21 protein-coding genes are annotated in these 21,233 nt (G+C 70.5%); 15 read left to right on the forward strand and 6 right to left on the reverse strand.

What is annotated here, in order from left to right; genetic code table 11:
- Positions 1 to 143: 143 nt before the first annotated feature.
- A complete protein-coding gene (locus tag AC1DPN_RS05705; RefSeq protein WP_477083720.1) occupies positions 144 to 2,702 on the reverse strand; it encodes an ABC transporter permease in 2,559 nt (852 codons plus the stop codon).
- Positions 2,702 to 3,526: an ABC transporter ATP-binding protein gene (locus tag AC1DPN_RS05710; RefSeq protein ID WP_477083721.1), complete on the reverse strand. Its 825-nt coding sequence runs from the start codon at positions 3,524 to 3,526 to the stop codon at positions 2,702 to 2,704. The genes AC1DPN_RS05705 and AC1DPN_RS05710 overlap by 1 nt, the downstream gene beginning before the upstream one ends.
- A 293-nt stretch (positions 3,527 to 3,819) precedes the next feature.
- On the opposite strand from AC1DPN_RS05710, the gene AC1DPN_RS05715 reads away from it, so the two are divergent.
- The 5 genes from AC1DPN_RS05715 (at position 3,820) to AC1DPN_RS05735 (ending at position 6,910) form a co-directional block, all read left to right on the forward strand.
- Positions 3,820 to 4,563, forward strand: coding sequence for an SDR family oxidoreductase (locus AC1DPN_RS05715; protein WP_477083722.1), 744 nt, complete (start codon positions 3,820 to 3,822; stop codon positions 4,561 to 4,563).
- A gap of 52 nt (positions 4,564 to 4,615) precedes the next feature.
- Positions 4,616 to 5,512: an SDR family oxidoreductase gene (locus AC1DPN_RS05720; protein WP_477083723.1), complete on the forward strand. Its 897-nt coding sequence runs from the start codon at positions 4,616 to 4,618 to the stop codon at positions 5,510 to 5,512.
- A gap of 94 nt (positions 5,513 to 5,606) precedes the next feature.
- The gene (locus AC1DPN_RS05725) at positions 5,607 to 5,933 is read left to right on the forward strand and encodes a nuclear transport factor 2 family protein (protein ID WP_477083724.1); all 327 of its coding nucleotides are present in this window, start codon (positions 5,607 to 5,609) and stop codon (positions 5,931 to 5,933) included.
- A 49-nt stretch (positions 5,934 to 5,982) separates the two neighbouring features.
- Entirely contained in the window at positions 5,983 to 6,624 is a 642-nt protein-coding gene (locus tag AC1DPN_RS05730) for a TetR-like C-terminal domain-containing protein (RefSeq protein ID WP_477083725.1), read from the forward strand.
- A gap of 94 nt (positions 6,625 to 6,718) precedes the next feature.
- Positions 6,719 to 6,910 (forward strand): DUF1918 domain-containing protein, encoded by a 192-nt coding sequence (locus tag AC1DPN_RS05735; RefSeq protein WP_477083726.1) that lies wholly within the window; start codon positions 6,719 to 6,721, stop codon positions 6,908 to 6,910.
- Positions 6,911 to 6,937: 27 nt separating this feature from the next.
- On the opposite strand, the gene ribB is transcribed toward AC1DPN_RS05735, so the two are convergent.
- The 4 genes from ribB to AC1DPN_RS05755 all read right to left on the reverse strand — a co-directional run bounded on the left by ribB (position 6,938) and on the right by AC1DPN_RS05755 (position 9,944).
- Entirely contained in the window at positions 6,938 to 7,558 is a 621-nt protein-coding gene (gene ribB, locus AC1DPN_RS05740) for a 3,4-dihydroxy-2-butanone-4-phosphate synthase (protein WP_477083727.1), read from the reverse strand.
- Entirely contained in the window at positions 7,555 to 8,481 is a 927-nt protein-coding gene (locus AC1DPN_RS05745) for a sugar-binding transcriptional regulator (RefSeq protein ID WP_477083728.1), read from the reverse strand. Before AC1DPN_RS05745 ends, ribB begins: the two co-directional genes overlap by 4 nt.
- 177 nt (positions 8,482 to 8,658) lie before the next feature.
- Positions 8,659 to 9,054, reverse strand: a complete 396-nt coding sequence (rbsD, locus tag AC1DPN_RS05750; protein ID WP_477083729.1) for a D-ribose pyranase — start codon at positions 9,052 to 9,054, stop codon at positions 8,659 to 8,661.
- A complete protein-coding gene (locus tag AC1DPN_RS05755; RefSeq protein ID WP_477083730.1) occupies positions 9,051 to 9,944 on the reverse strand; it encodes a ribokinase in 894 nt (297 codons plus the stop codon). Before AC1DPN_RS05755 ends, rbsD begins: the two co-directional genes overlap by 4 nt.
- Positions 9,945 to 10,052: 108 nt before the next feature.
- Here AC1DPN_RS05755 and AC1DPN_RS05760 point away from each other — a divergent pair, with 108 nt between their 5' ends.
- From AC1DPN_RS05760 to AC1DPN_RS05805, 10 genes are all read left to right on the forward strand, one after another.
- On the forward strand, positions 10,053 to 11,555 hold the full coding sequence (locus tag AC1DPN_RS05760) for an FGGY-family carbohydrate kinase (protein ID WP_477083731.1): 1,503 nt from the start codon (positions 10,053 to 10,055) through the stop codon (positions 11,553 to 11,555).
- Positions 11,556 to 11,595: 40 nt separating this feature from the next.
- Positions 11,596 to 12,264 (forward strand): DUF2291 family protein, encoded by a 669-nt coding sequence (locus AC1DPN_RS05765; protein ID WP_477083732.1) that lies wholly within the window; start codon positions 11,596 to 11,598, stop codon positions 12,262 to 12,264.
- Complete coding sequence (locus AC1DPN_RS05770; protein ID WP_477083733.1) at positions 12,261 to 13,856, forward strand: sugar ABC transporter ATP-binding protein; 1,596 nt, start codon at positions 12,261 to 12,263, stop codon at positions 13,854 to 13,856. Before AC1DPN_RS05765 ends, AC1DPN_RS05770 begins: the two co-directional genes overlap by 4 nt.
- 1 nt (position 13,857) lies before the next feature.
- A complete protein-coding gene (locus tag AC1DPN_RS05775; protein WP_477083734.1) occupies positions 13,858 to 14,973 on the forward strand; it encodes an ABC transporter permease in 1,116 nt (371 codons plus the stop codon).
- A 33-nt stretch (positions 14,974 to 15,006) separates the two neighbouring features.
- Positions 15,007 to 16,008 (forward strand): substrate-binding domain-containing protein, encoded by a 1,002-nt coding sequence (locus AC1DPN_RS05780; RefSeq protein WP_477083735.1) that lies wholly within the window; start codon positions 15,007 to 15,009, stop codon positions 16,006 to 16,008.
- 117 nt (positions 16,009 to 16,125) lie between these two features.
- Positions 16,126 to 17,121 carry a sugar phosphate isomerase/epimerase family protein gene (locus AC1DPN_RS05785; RefSeq protein ID WP_477083736.1) on the forward strand — a complete coding sequence of 332 codons (996 nt, stop codon included), beginning with the start codon at positions 16,126 to 16,128 and terminating at the stop codon, positions 17,119 to 17,121.
- Positions 17,118 to 18,032, forward strand: a complete 915-nt coding sequence (locus AC1DPN_RS05790) for a transketolase (protein ID WP_477083737.1) — start codon at positions 17,118 to 17,120, stop codon at positions 18,030 to 18,032. Before AC1DPN_RS05785 ends, AC1DPN_RS05790 begins: the two co-directional genes overlap by 4 nt.
- Positions 18,029 to 18,994 (forward strand): transketolase family protein, encoded by a 966-nt coding sequence (locus AC1DPN_RS05795; RefSeq protein ID WP_477083738.1) that lies wholly within the window; start codon positions 18,029 to 18,031, stop codon positions 18,992 to 18,994. The genes AC1DPN_RS05790 and AC1DPN_RS05795 overlap by 4 nt, the downstream gene beginning before the upstream one ends.
- Before the next feature lie 281 nt (positions 18,995 to 19,275).
- Positions 19,276 to 20,169: a helix-turn-helix transcriptional regulator gene (locus tag AC1DPN_RS05800; protein ID WP_477083739.1), complete on the forward strand. Its 894-nt coding sequence runs from the start codon at positions 19,276 to 19,278 to the stop codon at positions 20,167 to 20,169.
- Between the two features lie 25 nt (positions 20,170 to 20,194).
- Complete coding sequence (locus tag AC1DPN_RS05805) at positions 20,195 to 21,181, forward strand: aldo/keto reductase (RefSeq protein ID WP_477083740.1); 987 nt, start codon at positions 20,195 to 20,197, stop codon at positions 21,179 to 21,181.
- The last annotated feature ends 52 nt before the right edge of the window (positions 21,182 to 21,233 follow it).

A 21,233-nucleotide genomic window follows, 5' to 3' on the forward strand; every position in this document is an offset into this window, starting at 1 on the left:
CAATCGGCGCATAAGTCAAGACGTGAGGCACGGAAGTTTGCCCGATTCGTGTGGAAGGGCGCGCACCGGGACCCCGTGATGGAGGTCCGCCAACCAGTTCGACATCGCGAGCGGCCGAGCAGCTCCGTGGCCGCGCCGTCTCGCTACTCCGAGCTGATCGCGTCGAGCACTCCCAGCCGTGCCGCCCGCGCCGCCGGCCAGACCGCCGCCAGCACCCCCACGACGATCGCGAGAGCGACCATCGCGACCAGGCTTCCCCACGGGATGGACAGCTCGCTCAGGCCCTCGTCGGCGAAGACGGTCGGCAGTGCGGACGCGAGGCCGATGCCGACGGCCAGACCGACGACCGTGCCGAACACGGCGGTGAGGATCGACTCGACGGTGACGGTAGCGCCGAGCTGGAGGCGTCCGAGCCCGACGGCGCGCAGCAGTCCGATCTCACGGGTGCGCTCGATCACGGACAGGGCCAAGGTGTTGACGATCCCGAGCACCGCGATGACCAGTGACAGCCCGAGCAGCGCGTACAGGACCACCAGGATCTGGTTCACCTGGTCGGCCAGCTTGTCGACGAAGCCCTGCGCGTCCATCACGGTGATCACGACGTACGGCCTGACCACCGCCGTCACGTCGGCGCGCAGCGCCTCGAGGTCGGCGTCCGGCGTCGCCGTGATGAAGACCGTCGCCACCCGCTGCTGGACGGGCGTCACGAGGTCGTCGAGCAGGTCCTGGTTCGCGGTCAGCGGCACGCCGATCGCATGCGAGTCGATGATCGCGCCGATCCGGACCGAACGCTGCCGGGTCTGGCCGGTGAGCGTCAGCTCGTCGCCGAGCGCCCACCCGTTGCTCTCGGCAGCGGTGCGCTGCACGGCGACCTCGCCCGTCGCCAGCGCGTCCGAGAACGACCCCTCGAGCGCCTCGATGGTCAGGCTGCGCCCGATCGCCGCCGGGTCGATCCCGGCGACGGACACCGGGACCGTGCCGTCGCCGGCGTGCTGTGCGGCGACGTCCCCCACCGCGCCCGCATCGGCGGCCAGCACGCCGGGAAGGGCCCGAACAGCGTCGACCGCCTCCCTCGGGATGGACGACAGGACCGCCGACTGCAGGATGAAGTCACCGTCCGACTCCTGGTCGATGATCGTGCGGGTCGAGGCCTGGGCGGTCGCCGCGACCACCGCGGCACCGCCGACGAGCGCCATGCCGATCATGAGCGCGCCCGCCGTGCTCGCCGTACGGCGGGGGTTGCGCATGACGTTGCCACGCGCGAGCCGACCCACCGGGCGCAGCGGCAGGAACACCCCACCGAGCACACGCAGCACCGAGCGAGCGAGCACCGGCGCCACAGCGAGCATGCCGACGACCGCCGCCACGGCGCCGAGGCCGAGGAGTCGCTGGGCCGACCCTGAGTCGGGCCGCAGGACTGCCCACGACACCCCCGCCGCCGCGAGGACGAGCAGGCTGGTGCCGAGCACGGCGCGCCGCCGCAGGGACCGCTCCGGCACGGTGACGTCGTCCCGCAAGGCCTCGACCGGGGGCACGAGCGCTGCACGGCGGGCGGGGAGCGCGGCCGCGACGACGCTGACCAGCACACCGACGAGGACCGACAGGACGACCGTGGACGCATCCAACGGGATCTCGCCCGTCAGGTCCATGCCCGCCCGGCCGAGGAGGCCACGCAGGAGAAACACGAGGCCGAGGCCGCCGGCGACGCCGATCGTGGCGCCTGCCGCGCCGACGACGGCTGCCTGTACCACGATCGAGGTGAACACCTGCGCGGGCGAGGCGCCGACCGCACGCAGGAGGGCGAACTCGCGCATCCGCTGACGGACCGACATCGAGAAGGTGTTGGCGATGATGAATGCGCCGACGAACAGCGAGATCGCCGCGAACATCAGCAGGAACGTCGTGACGAACCCGATCTGCGACGCGACCTCGTCGGTCGTCTCGGCGCGCATCTGGTCGCCGGGGATGGCCTCGGCGTCCACCGTGTCGACGACGGGCGCGAGGTTCCGCACGAGCTCGTCCTCGCTGACGCCGTCCCGCGCGTAGACCGCGATCGTCGGGACCACGCCGTCGGGCGCGAAGTCCGCGAGGGCGGTCGCCGGGTCGAGGAACGAGATCGTCGCGCCGGCGAACGCGGTGTCGGAGCCGATCTCCCCGACGACGCGCACCGTGCGGAGCTCTCCGCCCACGAGGATGCTCGTCGTCTCGCCCAGGAGCAGGCCCGAGGAGGTCAGCGTGGCCGACTCGAGCGCGATCTCGTCGGGTGCCGTGGGGCCGACGCCGTCCACGAGGTGGCCGGACGGGTCGCGGGCGTCGTACGCGAGCCCGAAGCTCGGCGCCTGGGTGCTCTGCACGGCTGTGCCGTCGGCGCCCACCAGGACGACCGACCCGGTGAGGTCGGGCAGTGCGAAGTCGACGCCGTCCACCCTGTCGAGGTCGTCGACCAGCGTGAGCGGCACCGGGACGCGGACCGCGCCGCTGAGCGAGGACGCGGTGGACGTCACGATTCCGGACTCGTGCGCCCCACGCACGTACGCGTCGCCGACGGTCGTGGTGGACACGATGTCCGAGAACGTCGAGTCGAGCATCGTGCGCAGCGAGAACGTCCCGGCCACGAACGCGACGCCGAGCGCCACGGCGAGCACGGAGAGGAGGAACCGCACGAGGTGGGCGCGGATGTTGCGCAGCGCGACGCGGACCATCAGGACGGCGCCCCCGCGGTCGACGTGGCAAGGGCGGCGCTCTGGTCGCGCGGGCTGGACAGGCCGCGGAGCACGTCGAGAACGGCCTCGCGGGTCGGGTCGCGCAGCTCGTCGACGATCCGCCCGTCGGCCAGGAACAGCACCCGGTGCGCGTAGCCGGCCGACGTGGGGTCGTGCGTGACCATGACGACCGACTGGCCGAGCTCGTCGACGCTGCGCCGCAAGAACCCGAGCACCTCGGCGGCGGAGGACGAGTCGAGGTTGCCGGTCGGCTCGTCGGCGAACACGACGGCCGGTCGCGCGACGAGCGCCCGGGCGCACGCGACCCTCTGCTGCTGGCCACCGGACATCTCGCTCGGCTTGTGGCCGAGCCGGTCCTTCAGGCCGAGGGTGTCGACGACCAGGTCGAGGTGCTCGCGGTCGACGGGCCGCCGTGCGATGTCGAGCGGCAGGGTGATGTTCTCCAGCGCGGTCAGCGTCGGCACCAGGTTGTAGGCCTGGAAGACGAACCCGATCCTGGTGCGGCGCAGCTTGGTCAGTCCGCGTTCGGAGAGCCGGCCGACGTCGGCACCATCGACGAGGACCGTGCCCTGCGTCGGACGGTCGAGCCCGGCGAGGCAGTGCATCAGCGTGGACTTGCCCGAGCCGGACGGACCCATGATCGCGGTCAGCTCTCCTCGGACGAGGTCGACGTCGACGCCGTCGAGCGCCCGTACCGCTGTCTGACCCTGGCCGTAGACCTTCACCAGACCCCGCGCCGACGCGATGGCATCCGGCTGCGGGACCACAGCAGGTCCGGCCGGATCCTGGGTGTTGGCGGACATGAGACGAACCTCTCGGTCGACCGTGTGGATGAAGCTTCTCTGATTCGCTGGGCGTCCACGCCAAGCGGCCAGCGAGCACCTGTTTGTGCCCCTGGTCTGCGGGGGGATCCCCTGAGAACCAGCATCCTCGCGCGGCAGCACCCGCTGTCTAGGGCAGGAAGTCCCGGTCTCCCGCGACCTTCGATGCCGATCTCGCGAGCGTGCGGGGCTTGCAGAAATGGACCAGACGTTCATATAGTGGGGATATGCACTCGTCGTCCATTAGGACGGCGTCGATGAGGAGGACATCCACCATGAACAGCACTTCCAGCACCGGCCGTGTCGCACTGGTGACCGGCGGCTCGGGCGGCATCGGCCGTGCCGTGGTCGATCGCCTCCTGGCGGACGGCTTCGCCGTCGCGGTCCACTACGCCGGCAACGCCGCCAAGGCCGAGGCGATCGTCGCCGAGGTCGCCGGCAAGGGCGGCCGGGCCATCGCGGTGGGCGGCGACGTGGCCGACGAGGTCGCGATGGCGGCGGCCTTCGAGGCCACCTCGGCCGCTTTCGGCGGCATCGACGTCGTCGTCAACACCGCGGGCATCATGCTCCTGGGCCCGATCGCCACGCTCGACCTGGCCGATCTCGACCGGATGCACCGGACCAACATCCGCGGAACGTTCGTCGTCTCCCAGCTCGCCGCGAACAGGCTTCGAGCCGGCGGCGCGATCATCAACTTCTCCACCACCGTCACCAAGACGTCCTTCCCGACCTACGGCGCCTACGTCGCCTCCAAGGCCGCCGTCGAGGGCATCACGCTGATCCTCGCCCGCGAGCTTCGCGGCAAGGACATCACCGTCAATGCCGTGGCCCCCGGCCCCACCGCCACGCCGCTCTTCCTCGACGGCAAGGACGAGTCCACCATCGCCAACCTCGCGAAGGCGGCTCCGCTGGAGCGCCTCGGCCAGCCCGACGACATCGCCGAGACGGTCGCCTTCCTCGCAGGCCCGGCCCGATGGGTCAACGGCCAGGTCATCTACGCCAACGGCGGGCTCGCCTGAGCCTCGCGACCTGCCTTCACCAGAACTCGCCTCGAGCTCCAGGAGCGTCGTCATGAGCAGCAACCAGATCATCGTCATCACCGGGGCCTCCAGCGGCTTCGGTGCCCTCACCGCCCGAGCCCTCGCGACGGCCGGCAACACCGTCTACGCCGGCATGCGCGAGACGGCCGGCCGCAACGCGCCCCAGGTCCGGGCCGCCGCCGACTTCTCGCACGAGAACGGAGTCGACCTGCGCGCGATCGAGATGGACGTCAACAGCCAGGACTCCGTCGACGCCGCGATCAAGCAGATCGAGGACGAGCACGGGCGCCTCGACGTGCTCATCCACAACGCCGGCCACATGGTCGTCGGCCCCGCCGAGGCGTTCACCCCTGAGCAGCTCGCGGAGCTGTACGACGTGAACGTGCTCTCCACCCAGCGCGTCAACCGCGCAGCAGTGCCGGGCATGCGCCGCCGCCGTGCCGGCCTGGTGCTCTGGGTCTCCAGCTCTTCGGTCAAGGGAGGCACCCCGCCGTACCTCTCGCCGTACTTCGCGGCCAAGGCAGGCATGGACTCGCTCGCGGTGTCCTATGCGGCCGAGCTGGCACGCTGGGGTGTGGAGACCACGATCGTGGTCCCGGGCTCCTTCACCTCGGGGACCAACCACTTCGCCCACGCGGGCCGTCCGCAGGACGTCGCGGTCGAGGCGGAGTACGAGACGAGGTACGCCGGGCTGATGGACCAGGTCGCTGGCCGGCTCGCGGCACTGGCTCCCGAGGGCACGGATGCCTCGCTGGTCTCCGACGAGATCGCCCGCATCGTCGCCCTGCCCGCCGGAGAGCGTCCCTACCGGGTGCACGTCGACCCGGCCGACGACGGTTCCGAGGAGGTCTCGGCGGTGGCCGACCGCGCCCGCGCCGAGTTCCTCACCCGCGTCGACCTCGCCGACCTCCTGACGATCGCCGGGTAGTCCTCCAGAGCAGCACTCGGGCGGACGCCTCACAGCCAGCCAACCCGCCCGACGCATCCACATGAACAGGCTTCACGAAGAGGGACCAATCGTCATGACCATCGAGCTGCCCGCCGCCATCCGCACCTTCATCGACGCGACCAACCGGGGCGACTCCGACGCCTTCGTCGCAGTGTTCACCCTCGACGCGCACCTGGACGACTGGGGTCGTGGCTTCGACGGCTACGACGGCATCCGCTCCTGGGACCGCACCGACAACATCGGCACCCATTCCCACTTCGAGCTCGTCGACGCGACGACCAGCGAGAAGCCCGACACCTACGTGGTCACGCTCAAGGTGAGCGGCGGCGGCTACAACGGCACCGGCCCCATGCGCTTCGAGCTGCGCGACGGACTGATCGCCCGCCTGCTCATCGGCTAGGACGAGCGACCCACCTAAACTGCCCCAGAATGCCGACAGGAGTCCCGCCGTGCCCAGCACACCGAAGTCCGCGACCGCGATCGAGACCGCACCCGAGGCGCCGCCGCGCCGAGGGCGTGGTCGTCGCCCCGCAGACGAGGTGCGCGCCGACGTGCTGCGTACCGTCGGCGAGCTGCTGCTGGCGGAGGGGCTCACGGACTTCACCATCGAGCGCGTCGCGCGCCTGTCCGGGGTCAGCAAGACCACGATCTACAAGTGGTGGCCGTCTCGCGGTGCGCTCGCGCTCGACGGCTACTTCCACGCCGTCGAGCCGACTCTCGCCTTCCCTGACACCGGTGACATCCGGGCCGACCTCACCTCGCAGCTCCATGCCTTCGGGCGGCTCGTCGGCGAGACCCCGGCCGGCCGGCTGCTCGCCGAGCTGATCGGAGCTGCCCAGACCGATGCCGAGCTCGCCATCGCCTACCGCGCCCTGTACTCCTCGGAACGACGACACCTCGCGGTCGTCCGCATGGAGCGCGCCCAGGAGGCCGGACAGCTCCGCGCCCGAGTCGACCCGCAGGTCGTCGTCGACCAGCTGTGGGGCGCCGTCTACCACCGCCTGCTGGTCCCCGACGAGCCCATCACCACCACGTTCATCGACGCGCTGCTCGACAACCTGCTCGACGGCATCCTCACCACGGGAAGCTGAGCCGAGCACCACGAGAGATCGCGCACGAGCTGCGCCATGCCGGCTCTCGCCACGACGTGCGCGGCGTCCTAGCCTGGAGGTGAGGTGATGGATCGTGCACGCAGAGGTCGGGGACAAGGTGGTCGTCCACGGGCGCGTCGTCGGAGCCGCGCCGCGGACGGGCACCGTGGTGGAGGTGCGGGGGAGCGACGGCGGACCGCCGTTCCTCGTCCGGTACGACGACGGGCACGAGGCGCTCGTGTTCCCCGGGCCGGACGTCCACGTGGAGCACCAGGAACGGTCCTGAGGTCGGCGCCGCCGCGCAGCGCCGGGATCAGTCGGAGGTGTGCAGCGCTCGCAGGTGGTCGGCGAGCTCGTCGATCGAGACCTGCACGAGCGAGTGTCGTCGCGAGAACCGGCGCAGCCGTTCGCCTCGCAGCATGACGCCGTCGCGGTCCGCGATCTCGCAGATCACCCCAGCCGGCTCGAGCCCGGCGAGGACGGCGAGGTCGATCGCGGCCTCGGTGTGACCGGGGCGCGCGACGACACCGTCCGGGTGTGCGATCAGGGGGAACACGTGGCCGGGCCGGACCAGGTGCCGGGCGGTCGATCCCGGTCGCCACAGCACGTCGATCGTGGTGGCCCGGTCGGCCGCGGAGATCCCCGTGGTGATGCCGGCCGTCGCGTCGACCGAGACCGTGAACGCCGTGCGCAGGCTCTCCTGGTTGTCCGGCACCATCGGCGGCAGCTCCAGCAGGCGGGCGCGCTCCGAGGTGAGGGGGACGCAGATGAGCCCGCGGCACTGGCTCATCATGAACGCGACGATCGCCGAGGTGGCGTGCTGAGCGGCGACGACGAGGTCGCCCTCGTCCTCCCGGCCGGGATGGTCGGTCACGACGACGGGACGGCCCGCTGCGATCGCGTCGACCGCGTCCTGGACGCGCGAGCCCGTCACGGTTGCTCGACGAGTGCGCGAGCGGTGTCCACGTCGGTGATCAGGACGTTGACCCAGCCGCCGCGCAGCGCACCGCGGATCGCGGCGACCTTGCTGCTCCCGCCCGCGACGGCGATGCGTCGGGGGATCGATCGGAGCGCTTCCGGGCTGATGCCCATGACGCGCCCGTCGAACTCCGAGCTGACCAGGTCGCCGGCCGCGTCGAAGTAGCGCAGGCAGACGTCGCCCACCGCACCGGCGGCGCTCAGGCTCTTCTGGTCCACCGCGGCGATCCCGTTGCCGCTCTGGCGCAGCAGCGGCGAGGGCTCGAGCGCGCCGATGCCCACGAGGGCCGTGGTCAGGTCGGGCCAGAGCGAGGTCACCTGCTCGACCGACGGGTCGGCCATCAGGCTGCGTCTGGCCTCGGCGGTGCCGAGCAGCCCGGGCGCGGGAAGAAAGATCGGTGCTGCGCCCGTGGCGGACGCGAGCCGGGTGAGCAGCCGGGTCGCGTCGACCTGGACGCGGGGCTCGCCGACGCCGCCGACCAGCTGCACGACGTTGGTCACGACCTGGCCGCTCGACGGTCGCATGGCCTCGACGGCGGCCAGCAGGGACGCGCTCCAGGACGAGATCCCGACCTCGTCGCCACCGATGAACGTCGTCTCCAGGTACACCGCCGCAGCGCTGCCCAGGGCACGCTGGACGTCACCGTCGGAGTCTCCGGCCTCGACGACGACCGCCTCCGCGAGCCCGTAGGCGGACTCGAGCTGGTCCTCCAGATCCGTGTGGACGCCGGTCGGCATGCTCACGGTCGTGCGCACGACACCGGTCTCGACGGCCTGCTTGAGCAACCGGGACACGCGTGGCTGCGAGATGTGCAGCTCTGCGGCGATGTCCGCCTGGCGCATGCCCTTCTCGTGGTACATCCGCGCGATCTTCGCCATGAGTCGAACCTGCTCGTCGCTCTGGCCGCCCCGCCTCGTCGCGGTTCCCCCGCGGCTGAAAGCCACCGTCGTCCTCCCTGATGGATCGCTCGGTTCCATTCAGCACCGATGTGTCATGCGCCCCGCAGCATAGCGTCGGACCCCGGGCCCCATCCGCGACCCGTCGGGCGACCGCACCTAGTCGATGTCGAATCCGACACCGCAGCGCAGGACGACGTTCGCGAAGGCCGAGTTCTCGCCGGTCCGCACGACGAACCCTGCTCGGGACACCATCGCCTTGAGGTCGCTGTGGGCGACGCTGTCGACAGGGGCGGTCAACCGATCGCGGATCCAGCCCTCGGCCGGGCGCCCTGCCGCCTCCTCGCTGATCCACGCCTGCTCGACGACGATCTCGTCGAGCAGGGCGTCGAGAACGGTCGTGAACCGAGGCTCGCCGTAGACGATCGCGAGGTCGACCACGGGGACGTGCGCGGGTATCGGGAGGCCGGCGTCCGCGACCACGACGAGGTCGGTGTGGCCGAGCCGCGCCAGATGAGCGGACAGGGGTGCGTTGATGACGCCGCGACGCTTCATGGAAGCGGGTCTCCTTTCCAGGGGTAGGACGCTTGGGCTCCGAGCCGGGTGACGGATGCGGCCGCGACGCGCGCCGCCCACTCCGCGGCCTCGAGGAGTGTCGAACCCGCGACGAGGCCGGCGGCGAGTGCCCCCACGAACGCGTCACCGGCGCCCGTGGTGTCGCGGGGGGTGATCACGCGCGCGGGTACGGACCTCAGGTGCCCACGATCGAGGACGACCGCGCCGCGGCTTCCCCACGTGATCACGACCGAGGCGATCCCCAGCGCGGCCAGCTCAGCGGCGGCATCGGCCGGTTCGTCGATCGGGTGTCCCAGGATCACGGCCGCCTCGTGCTCGTTGACGACGAGCGGATCGGCCCGTCTCAGCGTCTCGGGCGGCAGCTCGGTCGCGGGGGCGACGTTGAGCACCACGCGCGTGCCGGCGTCGTGAGCGAGCTCGGCGGCCCGGATGACGGCGGGTAGCGGGATCTCGGCCTGGAGCACACAGACCTGGGCCGCGGCGACCACGTCGTGCGCGGCCTCGACGGCCTCGACGGTCACCGCGAGGTTCGCGCCGGGGATCACGATGATCGAGTTCTCCGCGTCGCCCGAGAGGGTGACGACCGCCAGACCTGTGCTCCCCGGGACGGTCGACACGTTCTCGAGATCGACGTGCGCCTCACGCAGCCCGGCGAGGGCCACGGTCGCGTTCGGATCGGTGCCGACGGCCCCCACCATCGCGACGCGAGCGCCGAGCCTGGCTGCAGCGACGGCCTGGTTGGCGCCCTTGCCACCGGACATGAGGACGGACTCGCGCCCGAGGACGGTTTCCCCCGGGCGAGGGTGTCGAGCGACCTGCAGGACCAGGTCGGCGTTGATCGAGCCGACGACGACGATGGCGCCGCTCATGGTCTCCCTTCAACACGATTCGGTAACGCGAGTTGACACGATCATGCCCCGTTCCTACGGTGAGGGTACTTCATTCAACGCGGAATGAATATGCAAGATCGGGAGATCGTGAACACCACTGCACTGCAGGCGTCCCACGCAGGCGGCGCTGTGCTCGCTCTCGACCAGGGCACGACGAACACCAAGGTCCTCCTCGTCGACGCGACGACAGGCACGGTCCTCGCGTCGTCGTCGCGTTCCGTGCAGATCTCGCATCCCCGGCCCGGGTGGGTCGAGCAGGACGCTGAGCAGCTACGGGACGCGACCCTCGCTGCGGCGCGCGACTGCCTGCGCGCCGCAGACGGGGTGGTGCTCGAAGGCATCTCGATCTCCAACCAGCGCGAGTCCGTCGTGTGCTGGAGCAAGCGCACGGGCGATCCGCTCGGCCCGGTGCTCGGCTGGCAGGACGCCCGCACCGCCGCGTGGTGCGCGGACCTCGAGGACTCGAACCCAAGCGTCGCCGCGACGGTGCGCACGCGGACCGGGCTGTCGCTCGACGCGATGTACTCCGCGCCGAAGATGCGCGCCGCACTGGATCGCGCCGTGTCCGACGGGGTCGACGTCCGGGACATCGCACTGGGGACCATCGACTCGTGGCTGATCTGGTCGCTGACGGGGGAGCACCTCACGGAGCTGGGCAACGCGGCCCGCACGCTGCTCCTCGACCTCGAGTCGTGTTCCTGGGGGCCTGAGCTGCTCGACCTGTTCGGGATCCCGGCGACCGCGCTCGCCCAGGTGCGCGGCTCGGACGCAGGCTTCGGTCGCACACGGCCGGGTGGACCGCTCCCCGCGGGTCTGCCGGTGCTGGCGGTGATGGCCGACTCCCATGCGGCGATGTACCAGCAGGGATGCACCGAGCCAGGGACCGGCAAGGCGACGTTCGGCACGGGCTCGTCGGTCATGGCTCCGATGGCGACCAGCAAGGGAACGACGGCCGGCATCGCCACGACGCTCGCGTGGCACGTCGGCGGCTCACCGACCTACGCCCGTGAGGGCAACATCATCGCCTCGGGCTCCGCGCTGGACTGGATGGCGACGACGCTGGGCATGCCCGAGGGTGCGTCGGGCGGCGCCTACCTGACGGAGCTCGCCCGCGGCGTGGACGACTCGGGCGGCGTCTCGTTCGTGCCGGCGTTCTCCGGCCTGGGCGCGCCGCACTGGGACCGCTCCGCACAGGGCCTGCTCCTCGGCGTGACCGCCGGGACGACGCGGGCGCACCTGGCCCGAGCCGCGCTGGAGTCGGTCGCCCACCAGGTCGCCGACGTGGTCGAGGCGATCGAGTCGGACGGGCTGGCGCACATCGACGTCCTGCGCGCCGACGGCGGCGCCACCCGGTCACCTCTGCTCATGCAGACGCAGGCCGACCTACTCGCCCGCCCGGTGCTGGTGGGCGACGCGCCCGAGGCCTCCGCGCTCGGTGCCGCGACGCTCGCCCGGCGCACGCTCGGCCACCACGCCGACTCGGCACAGCCCGCCACCCGCTTCGACCCGCAGCCGACCGATCCCGGTCCAGCGCGACAGGCGTGGCAGCGAGCGGTCGTCAGATCCCGGGGGCTCGCGACTCCCGACTGAACCCACCCGACGCAGCAAGCAGCAGACTCAAAGGAGAGGTATGCCCAAGAAGACAACCGCGAGCAAGGCGCCGTTGTGGCGTCGGCGGTCCGTGATCTGGAGCGTGGTCGGCGTCGCCGTCGCCGTCGCAGCGGTGGCGAGCACGACGTTCGTCCCCACCAGCTCGATCGCGAAGCCGGCGGACACGGCAGCCGAGTACGCGGACCTCAACTACGAGAGCGTCGTCGTCCCCACGATCGTCGACAACGCGCAGCCGCTCGACACACTCGCCGTCGCCCTCGTGGCCGATGCGGACGCTGCCGGCGAGAAGTACGGCAAGCGCGAGGCAGAGGGCAAGCCGTGGGGCTTCGCGACCACCGTGACGGGCGAGGTCGTCGAGGGTGAGTTCGGCGAGATGGGGCTTCAGGTCGAGGGCATGCCGGAGGGCCTCACCGTCGGGGTCGCCATCCCGCCCCTGGGATCGAACACCGCGCTGCGCGATGCCGGCACGGATCTCGCCTTCGGTGACTTCACGAACCAGACCGAGTTCCAGAAGGTCGCCATCGAGCTGAACAACCACGCCGTCGAGAGCGTCTATGGCGACCTCGACCCGGCGACGCTCCTGGGCAAGACGATCGACGTCACCGGCGCCTTCGCCTGGACGTCCACGACCGGTGGCGACATCACCCACATCACCATCTACCCGGTCGAGGCCGAGGTTCAGCCGTGAGCGCCCCCACGGTCGTCGACAAGGACGTCGTGCTGCGGGCGCGGGGAGTCGCCAAGGTCTACGGCGGCACCCACGCGTTGCGCGGGGTGGACTTCGAGGTGCGGCGCGGACACGTCACCGCGCTGATCGGGGAGAACGGCGCGGGCAAGTCGACCCTCATGAAGATCCTCGCGGGGGTCGAGCAGCCGACCATGGGCACGATCGAGCTCGACGGGGAGGTCGTCTCGTTCGACTCGCCTGCGGATGCGGTGTCGCACGGTGTGGCGATCATCCACCAGGAGCTCAACCTCTGCGGGAACCTGTCGATCGCGGACAACATCTTCGTCGGCCGTGAGCTCAAGAAGGGCATGTTCGTCGACTTCGCCGCGCAGCGTGATGCGACGCGGGCCCTGCTGGAGCACCTCGAGGAGCCGCTCGACCCGACGACGCTCGTCGGCGAGCTGCGCCTCGGGCAGCAGCAGCTGGTCGAGATCGCGCGCGCGCTCTCGGAGGAGACGCGGGTCCTGATCATGGACGAGCCGACCTCGGCCCTGTCCGCGACCGAGGTCCACGTGCTGTTCCGGGTGATCCGCGAGCTGACCGCGCGCGGCGTCTCGATCATCTACATCTCGCACCACCTCGACGAGTGCCTCGAGCTCGCCGACACGGCGGTCGTGCTGCGCGACGGCAACATCGTCGCCCAGGCGCCGATGGCGGACGTGGACCTCAAGTGGATCGTCGCCCAGATGGTGGGCCGCGACGAGAGCGCGCTCTTCGCGCCGATGAGCCACGACCCGGGAGAGCCGCTCCTGGAGGTCGACAACCTGATCGTGGCCGATCCCGACTCGCCCGAGCGGCTGGCCGTGCGAGGCGTGACGTTCACGGTGCACGCCGGGGAGGTCGTCGGCGTCTACGGGCTGATGGGCGCCGGGCGGACGGAGCTGCTCGAGTCGTTGGCGGGCCGCAACGCCGCCCTCGGGGGGAGCGTCAGGCTCGGTGAGATCGACCTGACCCACGCGTCGGTCGCCGACCGGATCAACGCGGGCCTGGTCCTCGTGCCCGAGGACCGCCAGCGCGACGGTCTGGTCCAGGCGCTGACGGTCGGCCGCAACGTGGCCCTGGCCGCCGTGAACCGCTTCGTCTCGGGCTCGTTCATCCGACGCACCGAAGAGCGGGCGGCCATCGACGACGTCTCGAAGCAGGTGCGCGTGAAGGCCGCCAGCCAGGACGCGCCGATCGGTTCGCTGTCGGGTGGCAACCAGCAGAAGGTGGTCATCGGGCGGGCGCTGCTCACCCGACCTCGGCTGCTCGTCCTGGACGAGCCCACCCGAGGCATCGACGTCGGCGCGAAGGCCGACATCTTCGCGCTCATGGCGCAGGAGGCTCGCAACGGCATCGGCGTGCTGTTCGCGACGAGCGAGGTCAGCGAGGTGCTGCACGCGTGCGACCGGATCTTGGTCATGGCGCGCGGTCGCATCAGTGCCGAGCTCGACCCCCGTACGACCGATCGCGAGCAGCTCATGGCGTACTCCGACGCCAGCGTGCCCGACGACGCGGCGGGCGCGACCGCCCGCATCGACACCGACTCCCCGACGATCCCCGAGGACAACTGAGATGGCGACCGCGACCACCAAGGAGCAGGCGGCGACGCCCGCAGACGTGCAGACCACGAAGCGCGGGGTCGGTGAGTTCCTGCTCGATCAACGCGCCTTCGTCGCCCTGATCGTCCTGGTCATCATCTTCTCGTTCCTCTCGGACGCGTTCCTCACGCCGACGAACCTCATCACCATGACCAAGCACGTCGCCTTCAACGCGATCCTCGCGCTGGGGATGCTGCTCGTGATCATCACGGGCGGGATCGACCTCTCGATCGGGTCCATCGTCGGTCTGTCGGGCGTCGTCGCCGGCGTGATGCTGCAGGGGTGGCAGCTGTCGATCTTCGACACGACCGCCTACCCGGCGGTGTGGGTCGTCATCCTCATCTCGCTCGCGGTCGGTGCCCTGGTCGGGACGCTGAACGGCGTGCTCGTGACCAAGTTCAACGTCGCTCCGTTCATCGCGACACTAGGCACGTTGTACATAGCCAGAGGAGCAGCGCTGCTGATCTCTGACGGCTCGACGTTCCCGCGGCTCCAGGGTGACCCCGCCACCGGCAACACCGGGTTCTCGTTCCTCGGCGTGTCCCGGCCGCTCGGCATCCCGACGGCGATCTGGATCATGGTGGCCTTCGCGATCGTCATCTGGATCCTGATCACCCGCACCGCGTTCGGACGTCACCTGTACGCCACGGGCGGCAACGAGCGCGCCGCGCAGCTGGCGGGCGTGCCCGTGAAGTCGGTCAAGATGCGCGTCTACATCATCTCCGGCGTGTGCGCCGCGACTGCCGGCCTGATCATCGCGTCCGAGCTCACGTCGGCAGCGCCGCAGACGGGCAACACGTTCGAGCTCAACGCCATCGCTGCGGTGGTCATCGGTGGTGCCTCGCTGGCAGGTGGCCGCGGCACCGTGAAGGGCGCTCTCATCGGCGCCTTCGTTATCGGCTTCCTCTCTGACGGACTGGTCATGGTGGGCGTTTCCACCTTCTGGCAGACGGTGATCAAGGGCTTGGTCATCGTCCTCGCCGTGATGCTCGACCAGGGTCAGCAGAGGTTGAAGGACGCTCGAGCGGCAGCCGTCGCCGCCCAGAGTGTGAAGCGCGAGCTGGCGGCGGCAAGTCCCAGCACCCACTGACAGGTGCTGGTCCGACTCTCAGGAGGAACTTCCATGCGACGCAAACTCCGCTATGGCGCGGTGCTGATTGCCGCGGTCTCGACAATGGCGCTGGCCGCCTGCTCCGGCTCGTCTGACGACACCGGGTCCAGTGCCTCCGCCACCGAGGCCGCCGGTGGCGGTGAGGCGGGTGGCCTCATCGCCGTGATCACGCCGTCCCACGACAACGTCTTCTTCAAGGCCGAGGCCGACGGGGCCGTCGCCAAGGCTGAGGAGCTGGGCTACACGACCCAGTCCGACTCCCACGACGACGACCCGAACAAGCAGAGCCAGCTGATCGACACGGCGATCTCGAACGGCGCCAAGGCGATCATCCTCGACAACGCCGGTGCCGACGTGACGATCGGTGCCGTGCAGAAGGCCGCCGACGCCGGCATCCCGGTGTTCCTGATCGACCGTGAGATCAACCAGACGGGTATCGCCAAGGCGCAGATCGTCTCGAACAACGCTCAGGGCGCCGGCCTCGTCGGCGAGTCGTTCGTCAAGGCGATGAACGGCACGGGCAACTACATCGAGCTGACCGGCAAGGCGACGGACACCAACGCCGGCGTCCGCTCCGACGCGTACCACGCGGTCATCGACCAGTACCCGAACATGAAGATGACCACCCAGGAGACGGCCAACTGGGACCAGCAGGAGGCCTTCACCAAGGTCGAGACCCTGCTCCAGAAGGACCCGAACATCCAGGGCATCATCGCGGGCAACGACACGATGGCGCTCGGTGCCGTCGCTGCCGTGGACGCTGCAGGTCTGACCGGCAAGGTCATCATCGCCGGGTTCGACGGCAGCCCCGACGCCGCCGCCGCGATCAAGGCCGGGACGATGATCTCGACCGGTCTGCAGCCGGCCGTCGACATCGCCGCGATGGCCGTCGAGCAGGCCGACGAGTTCATCCGCACGGGCAGCACCGGCAAGGACGAGAAGCAGTCGATCGACTGCGTCCTGATCGACTCCTCCAACGTCGACAAGTACACGTCCTTCGCGCTCGGCGGCTGACCGTCCTGGGCCGGCCGAGCTGATCCCAGCTCGGCCGGCCCGCGACCGGGCCGCGTGTTGGCTCCTCTGGGCACGTCGTGGCATCATTGGTGAATCATTGATCGGAGTTGAATAGAAATGCCTTCGAAGTTTCCCAAGTTCGGTGCTGGTCTGTGGCACTTCGCCAGCTACGTGGACCGGTATGCCACGGATGGGTATGCGCCGCCGGTGTCCACGTTGGAGCAGATCGCGCGGGCGGGTTCGGTCGAGGACCTGTCGGTGGTGGACGTGCCGTACCCGTTCACGGAGGGCGTGACCGTGGAGCAGGTGAAGGCGGCGCTGGCGGAGAACGGTCTGGAGGCGATCGGGGTGACGCCGGAGATCTACATGCGCCGATTCAGCAAGGGGGCGTTCACCAACCCCGACGCGGCGATCCGCGCCGAGGCCATCACCGTGCTCAACGAGGCGGCCGACGTCGTGCGTGAGCTCGGTGCGAAGTATTTGAAGGTGTGGCCGGGTCAGGACGGCTGGGACTACCCGTTCCAGGTGGATCACCACACGCAGTGGGAGCTGGCGGTGTCCGGCATGCGCGAGCTCGCGCTGGCCAACCCGGACATCAAGATCGTGATCGAGTACAAGCCGCGTGAGCCGCGCAACAAGATGTTCTGGGACTCCGCGGCCAAGACGGTCCTGGGGATCCAGGCGATGGAGGTGGACAACGTGGGGGTGCTGCTGGACTTCGGGCACGCGCTGTTCGGTGGGGAGTCCCCGGCGGCGGCGGCGCAGCTGCTGATCGACCACGGGTTGTTGTGGGCGATGGACGTCAACGACAACCTGCGCAGCTGGGACGACGACATGGTCGTCGGCACCGTGCACCCCGTCGAGGTCTTCGAGTTCTTCTACACCCTGAAGATCAACAACTGGGAAGGGGTCTGGCAGCTCGACCAGTTCCCGTTCCGCGAGGACACCGTGCAGGCGGCGAACCTGTCGATCCGGTTCCTCAAGGGCATCCACCGCGCCCTGGACGAGCTGGACATCGACGCCCTGCGCGCCGCCCAGGCCAGCCAGGACGCCATGGGCGCCCAGAAGCTGATCCAGGACGTGCTGTTCTCCTGCCTGCGGGCCGACGCATGAGCGTCGAAGAAGACCTCATCCCGCACCTGGAGGCACCCGCCCCCGCCGACCTGCTGCCCGTCCTGGGACGGGTCCCGGACGGCGCCGACCGCGACGCGGTCGTCGCCCACCTGGCCGAGGCGGCCCGGCTGGTGCGCCGCCAGGACCTGGCCATGGTCCGCGCCGCGGGGCTGGGGCACATCGGTGGCGAGTTCTCCGTGATCGACATCCTGGTCACCCTCTACCTGCACACGATGAACGTCACCCCCGAGACGCTCGGCGACCCGGACCGGGACCGGTTCATCTTGTCCAAGGGGCACGCCGCCGCCGCCCTCTACACGACCCTCGCGATCGCCGGCTACCTCCCGCCCGAGCAGCTGGCCACCTTCATGCAACCCCTGTCCCAGCTCAACGGGCACCCCGCCCGGACCAAGATCGCCGCGGTCGAGGCCTCCACCGGGCCGCTCGGGCACGGACTGCCCATCGCCGTCGGCACCGCATTCGCCGGCCGCCTGGACCACTCCGAGCGGCGCACCTTTGTGGTGGTCGGCGACGGTGAGCTGCAGGAAGGGTCCAACTGGGAGGCCCTGATGACCGCGGGCAACCACCACCTGGACCACCTGTGCGTCATCGTCGACCGCAACCGCCTGCAACAAGGCGCCCGGGTGGCCGACACCAACGACCTCGAGCCGCTGCCGGACAAGCTGGCCGCGTTCGGGATGCACGTCCTGCAGGTCGACGGGCACGACCACGGCGCCCTGGCCGACGCGTTCGCGACCGTCCCCGCGACCTCCGGCAAGCCGACCGCGATCATCGCCCACACCTTCAAGGGCCACCCGATCTCGTTCATGTCCGACAACGTCGCCTGGCACCACAAGGTCCCCACCACGGACCAGGTCACCCAGGCCCTGGCCGAGCTGGAGACCCCATGACCACCACCACCGCCCCGGTCCTGCACGACTGCCGCGACGCCTACGTCACCACCCTGATCGAGCTCGCGCAGGGCGACCCGCGCATCGTCGCGGTCGTGAACGACTCCGTCGGGTCCTCCAAGCTCGGCCCGTTCGGGGACCAGTTCGGCGACCGCCTGGTCAACGTCGGCATCGCCGAACAAGACATGGTCGGCGTCGCCGCCGGCCTGGCCAACGGCGGCAAGATCCCCTTCGTGTCCGCCGCCGCATGCTTCCTGACCGCGCGCGCGATGGAACAGATCAAGGTCGACGCCGCCTACTCCAACACCCACATGGTCTTGTGCGGGATGAGCCCCGGCATGGCCTACGGCGAGCTCGGCCCCACCCACCACTCCATCGAAGACCTCGCCTGGCTGCGCACCATCCCCGGCCTGACCGTCATCGTGCCCAGCGACCCCACCGAGACCGCCCAAGCCGTGCGCTGGGCCGCCCAGCACGACGGACCCGTGTTCCTACGCATCAGCCGCATGGGCGTCCCCGACGTCAACCCCGACGGCTACCAGTTCGTCCCCGGACGCGCGGTCACCCTGCGCGAGGGGAACGACCTCACCCTGATCGCCACCGGCACCGTCGTCTCACGCACCCTGCAGGCCGCCGACCTGCTCGCCGAGCACGGCATCCACGCCCGGGTGCTGTCCATGCCCACCATCAAACCCCTCGACCAGGACGCCATCCTGGCCGCCGCGCGCGAGACCGGCGGGATCATCACCGTCGAGGAAGCCCTCACCAGCGGCCTGGGCGGCGCCGTCGCCGAGCTCGTCGTGCAACACCACCCCGTGCCCATGCGCTTCGTCGGCGTCCCCGACACCTTCGCCCCCACCGGATCAGCCACCTGGCTCCTCGACCACTTCGGCATCAGCCCCCACGGCATCACCACCACCGCCCACGACCTCCTCGCCACCACAACACGAGCAACCGCCTGACCGGACGCCCGGTGGCGCCCTGTCCCGACCACGCCCGGGACAGGGCGCCACACCGGTGCGCGGCCCTCGCGCTCCCGCCACTTCACGGCGCGGACGACCCGGACGACGGCGTCGGTCGGCTGCTGGATCGTGGGGTCGGGCACGGACTCGACCCGCACGTCGCCGGCGCCGTCTGGGGACTGCGTCCATGCGACCCGCAGTGGACCTAGCCAGGGAGTCCCTGCCGTCACAGGTACTGGCAGGACCTCCCTGGCACGTGCGCCCGGGCATAGCGTCGGACCATGGACAACCGCGACGAGATCCGCGACTTCCTGTCGTCGCGCCGGGCGAGGCTGACCCCGCAGCAGGCCGGGCTGGTCGCCTACGGTGCCAACCGGCGCGTGCCCGGGCTGCGTCGTGAGGAGGTCGCGATGCTCGCCGGGGTGTCCTCCGACTACTACGTCCGGCTCGAACGAGGTCACCTCGCCGGCGTCTCCGACTCGGTCCTCGATGCCATCGCGAGCGCCTTGCAGCTCGACGAGACGGAGCGTCGACACCTGCTCGACCTCGCTCGCGCCGCCGGGCCTCGGCCCACCCGCGTCCGACGCAGGTCGACGCCCGCGGTACCAGCCAGTGTCCAGGTGATGCTCGACGCCATGACCGGCGCGCCGGCCGTCGTCCGCAACGACCGGCTCGACATCCTGGCGACCAACCCGCTCGGACGAGCGCTGTACGCGCCCTTGTTCTCGGGTCCGTCGTACACCGAGGGGCGACCGGCCAACCACGCGCGGTTCGCCTTCCTCGACCCGTCCGCGCACGACTACTGGGTCGACTGGAACAAGGCCGCCAACGACACGGTCGGCATCCTGCGGGTGCAGGCGGGCAAGTACCCGCACGACAAGGCGATCCACGACCTCGTCGGTGAGCTGTCCACGCGCAGCGACGACTTCCGCAGCCGGTGGGCACGGCACGACGTGCACGAGCACCGGGGCGGCGCCAAGAAGATCGAGCACCCGGTCGTCGGACGCCTCGAGCTCATGTACGACACCCTGCCGATCGCCCAGGCGCCGGGGCTCACGATGCTCGTCTACACCGCTGCGCCCGGCACGCCGAGCGCCGACGCGCTGCAGATGCTCGCCAGCTGGGCCGCGACCGAGCTCACCGACCTGTTGGACCCCACGACGACGACCGCCTGACGGCGCAGACCCCGGAGGTATCACCATGCACGTACGCACTCTCGGACAGGGGCTCGAGGTCTCAGCGATCGGGCTCGGTGCCATGGGCATGTCCATGAGCTACGGCCCCAACCCCGGCAGCCGTGAGGACATGATCGGCGTGCTGCGCGGCGCCGTCGACCGGGGGATCACGTTCTTCGACACCGCCGAGGTCTACGGCCCGTACGTCAACGAGGAGCTCGTCGGCGAAGCCCTGGCACCCGTGCGCGACCAGGTCGTCGTCGCGACCAAGTTCGGGTGGAACATCGTCGACGGTGCCATGCAGGGCACCAACAGCCGCCCCGAGCAGATCCGGGCGGTGGCCGACGCGTCGCTCCAGCGTCTCGGCGTCGAGGCGATCGACCTCTTCTACCAGCACCGGGTCGACCCGGCCGTCCCGATCGAGGACGTCGCCGGGACGGTCGCCGAGCTCGTGGCGGCCGGCAAGGTCCGCCACTTCGGCCTGTCCGAGGCGGGAGCGGCGACCATCCGGCGTGCGCACGCCGTCCACCCGGTGACGGCCGTCCAGTCCGAGTACTCCCTGTGGACGCGCGACCCCGAGCCCGAGGTGCTGCCGACGTGCGCCGAGCTCGGCATCGGCTTCGTGCCGTTCAGCCCGCTCGGCAAGGGGTTCCTCACCGGGACCGTCGACTCGTCGACGACCTTCGCGGACGGCGACATCCGCCAGCGCGTCCCGCGGTTCAGCGCCGAGAACCGCGACGCGAACGCGACGCTCGTCGACCACGTCCGCGCCCTCGCGGAGGCCCGCGGTGCGACCCCGGGACAGGTCGCCCTCGCATGGCTACTGGCCCAGCAGCCGTGGATCGTGCCGATCCCCGGCACGCGTCGCCTGGAGCGTGTGGAGGAGAACGCGGCAGCGACCGCCGTCGCGCTCTCGGCCGACGACCGCTCGACCCTGGACCACCTCGCCGCGACCGTCGGTGTCGCGGGCAACCGGTACAACGAGGCCGGCATGGCCATGGTCGGCCTCTGACCGAACCCGCTGGGTGAACCCGTCCGCTCGACGGGCCGCAACCGGTCGGCTG

It is taken from the genome of Cellulomonas sp. P4_H4 (assembly GCF_056400865.1).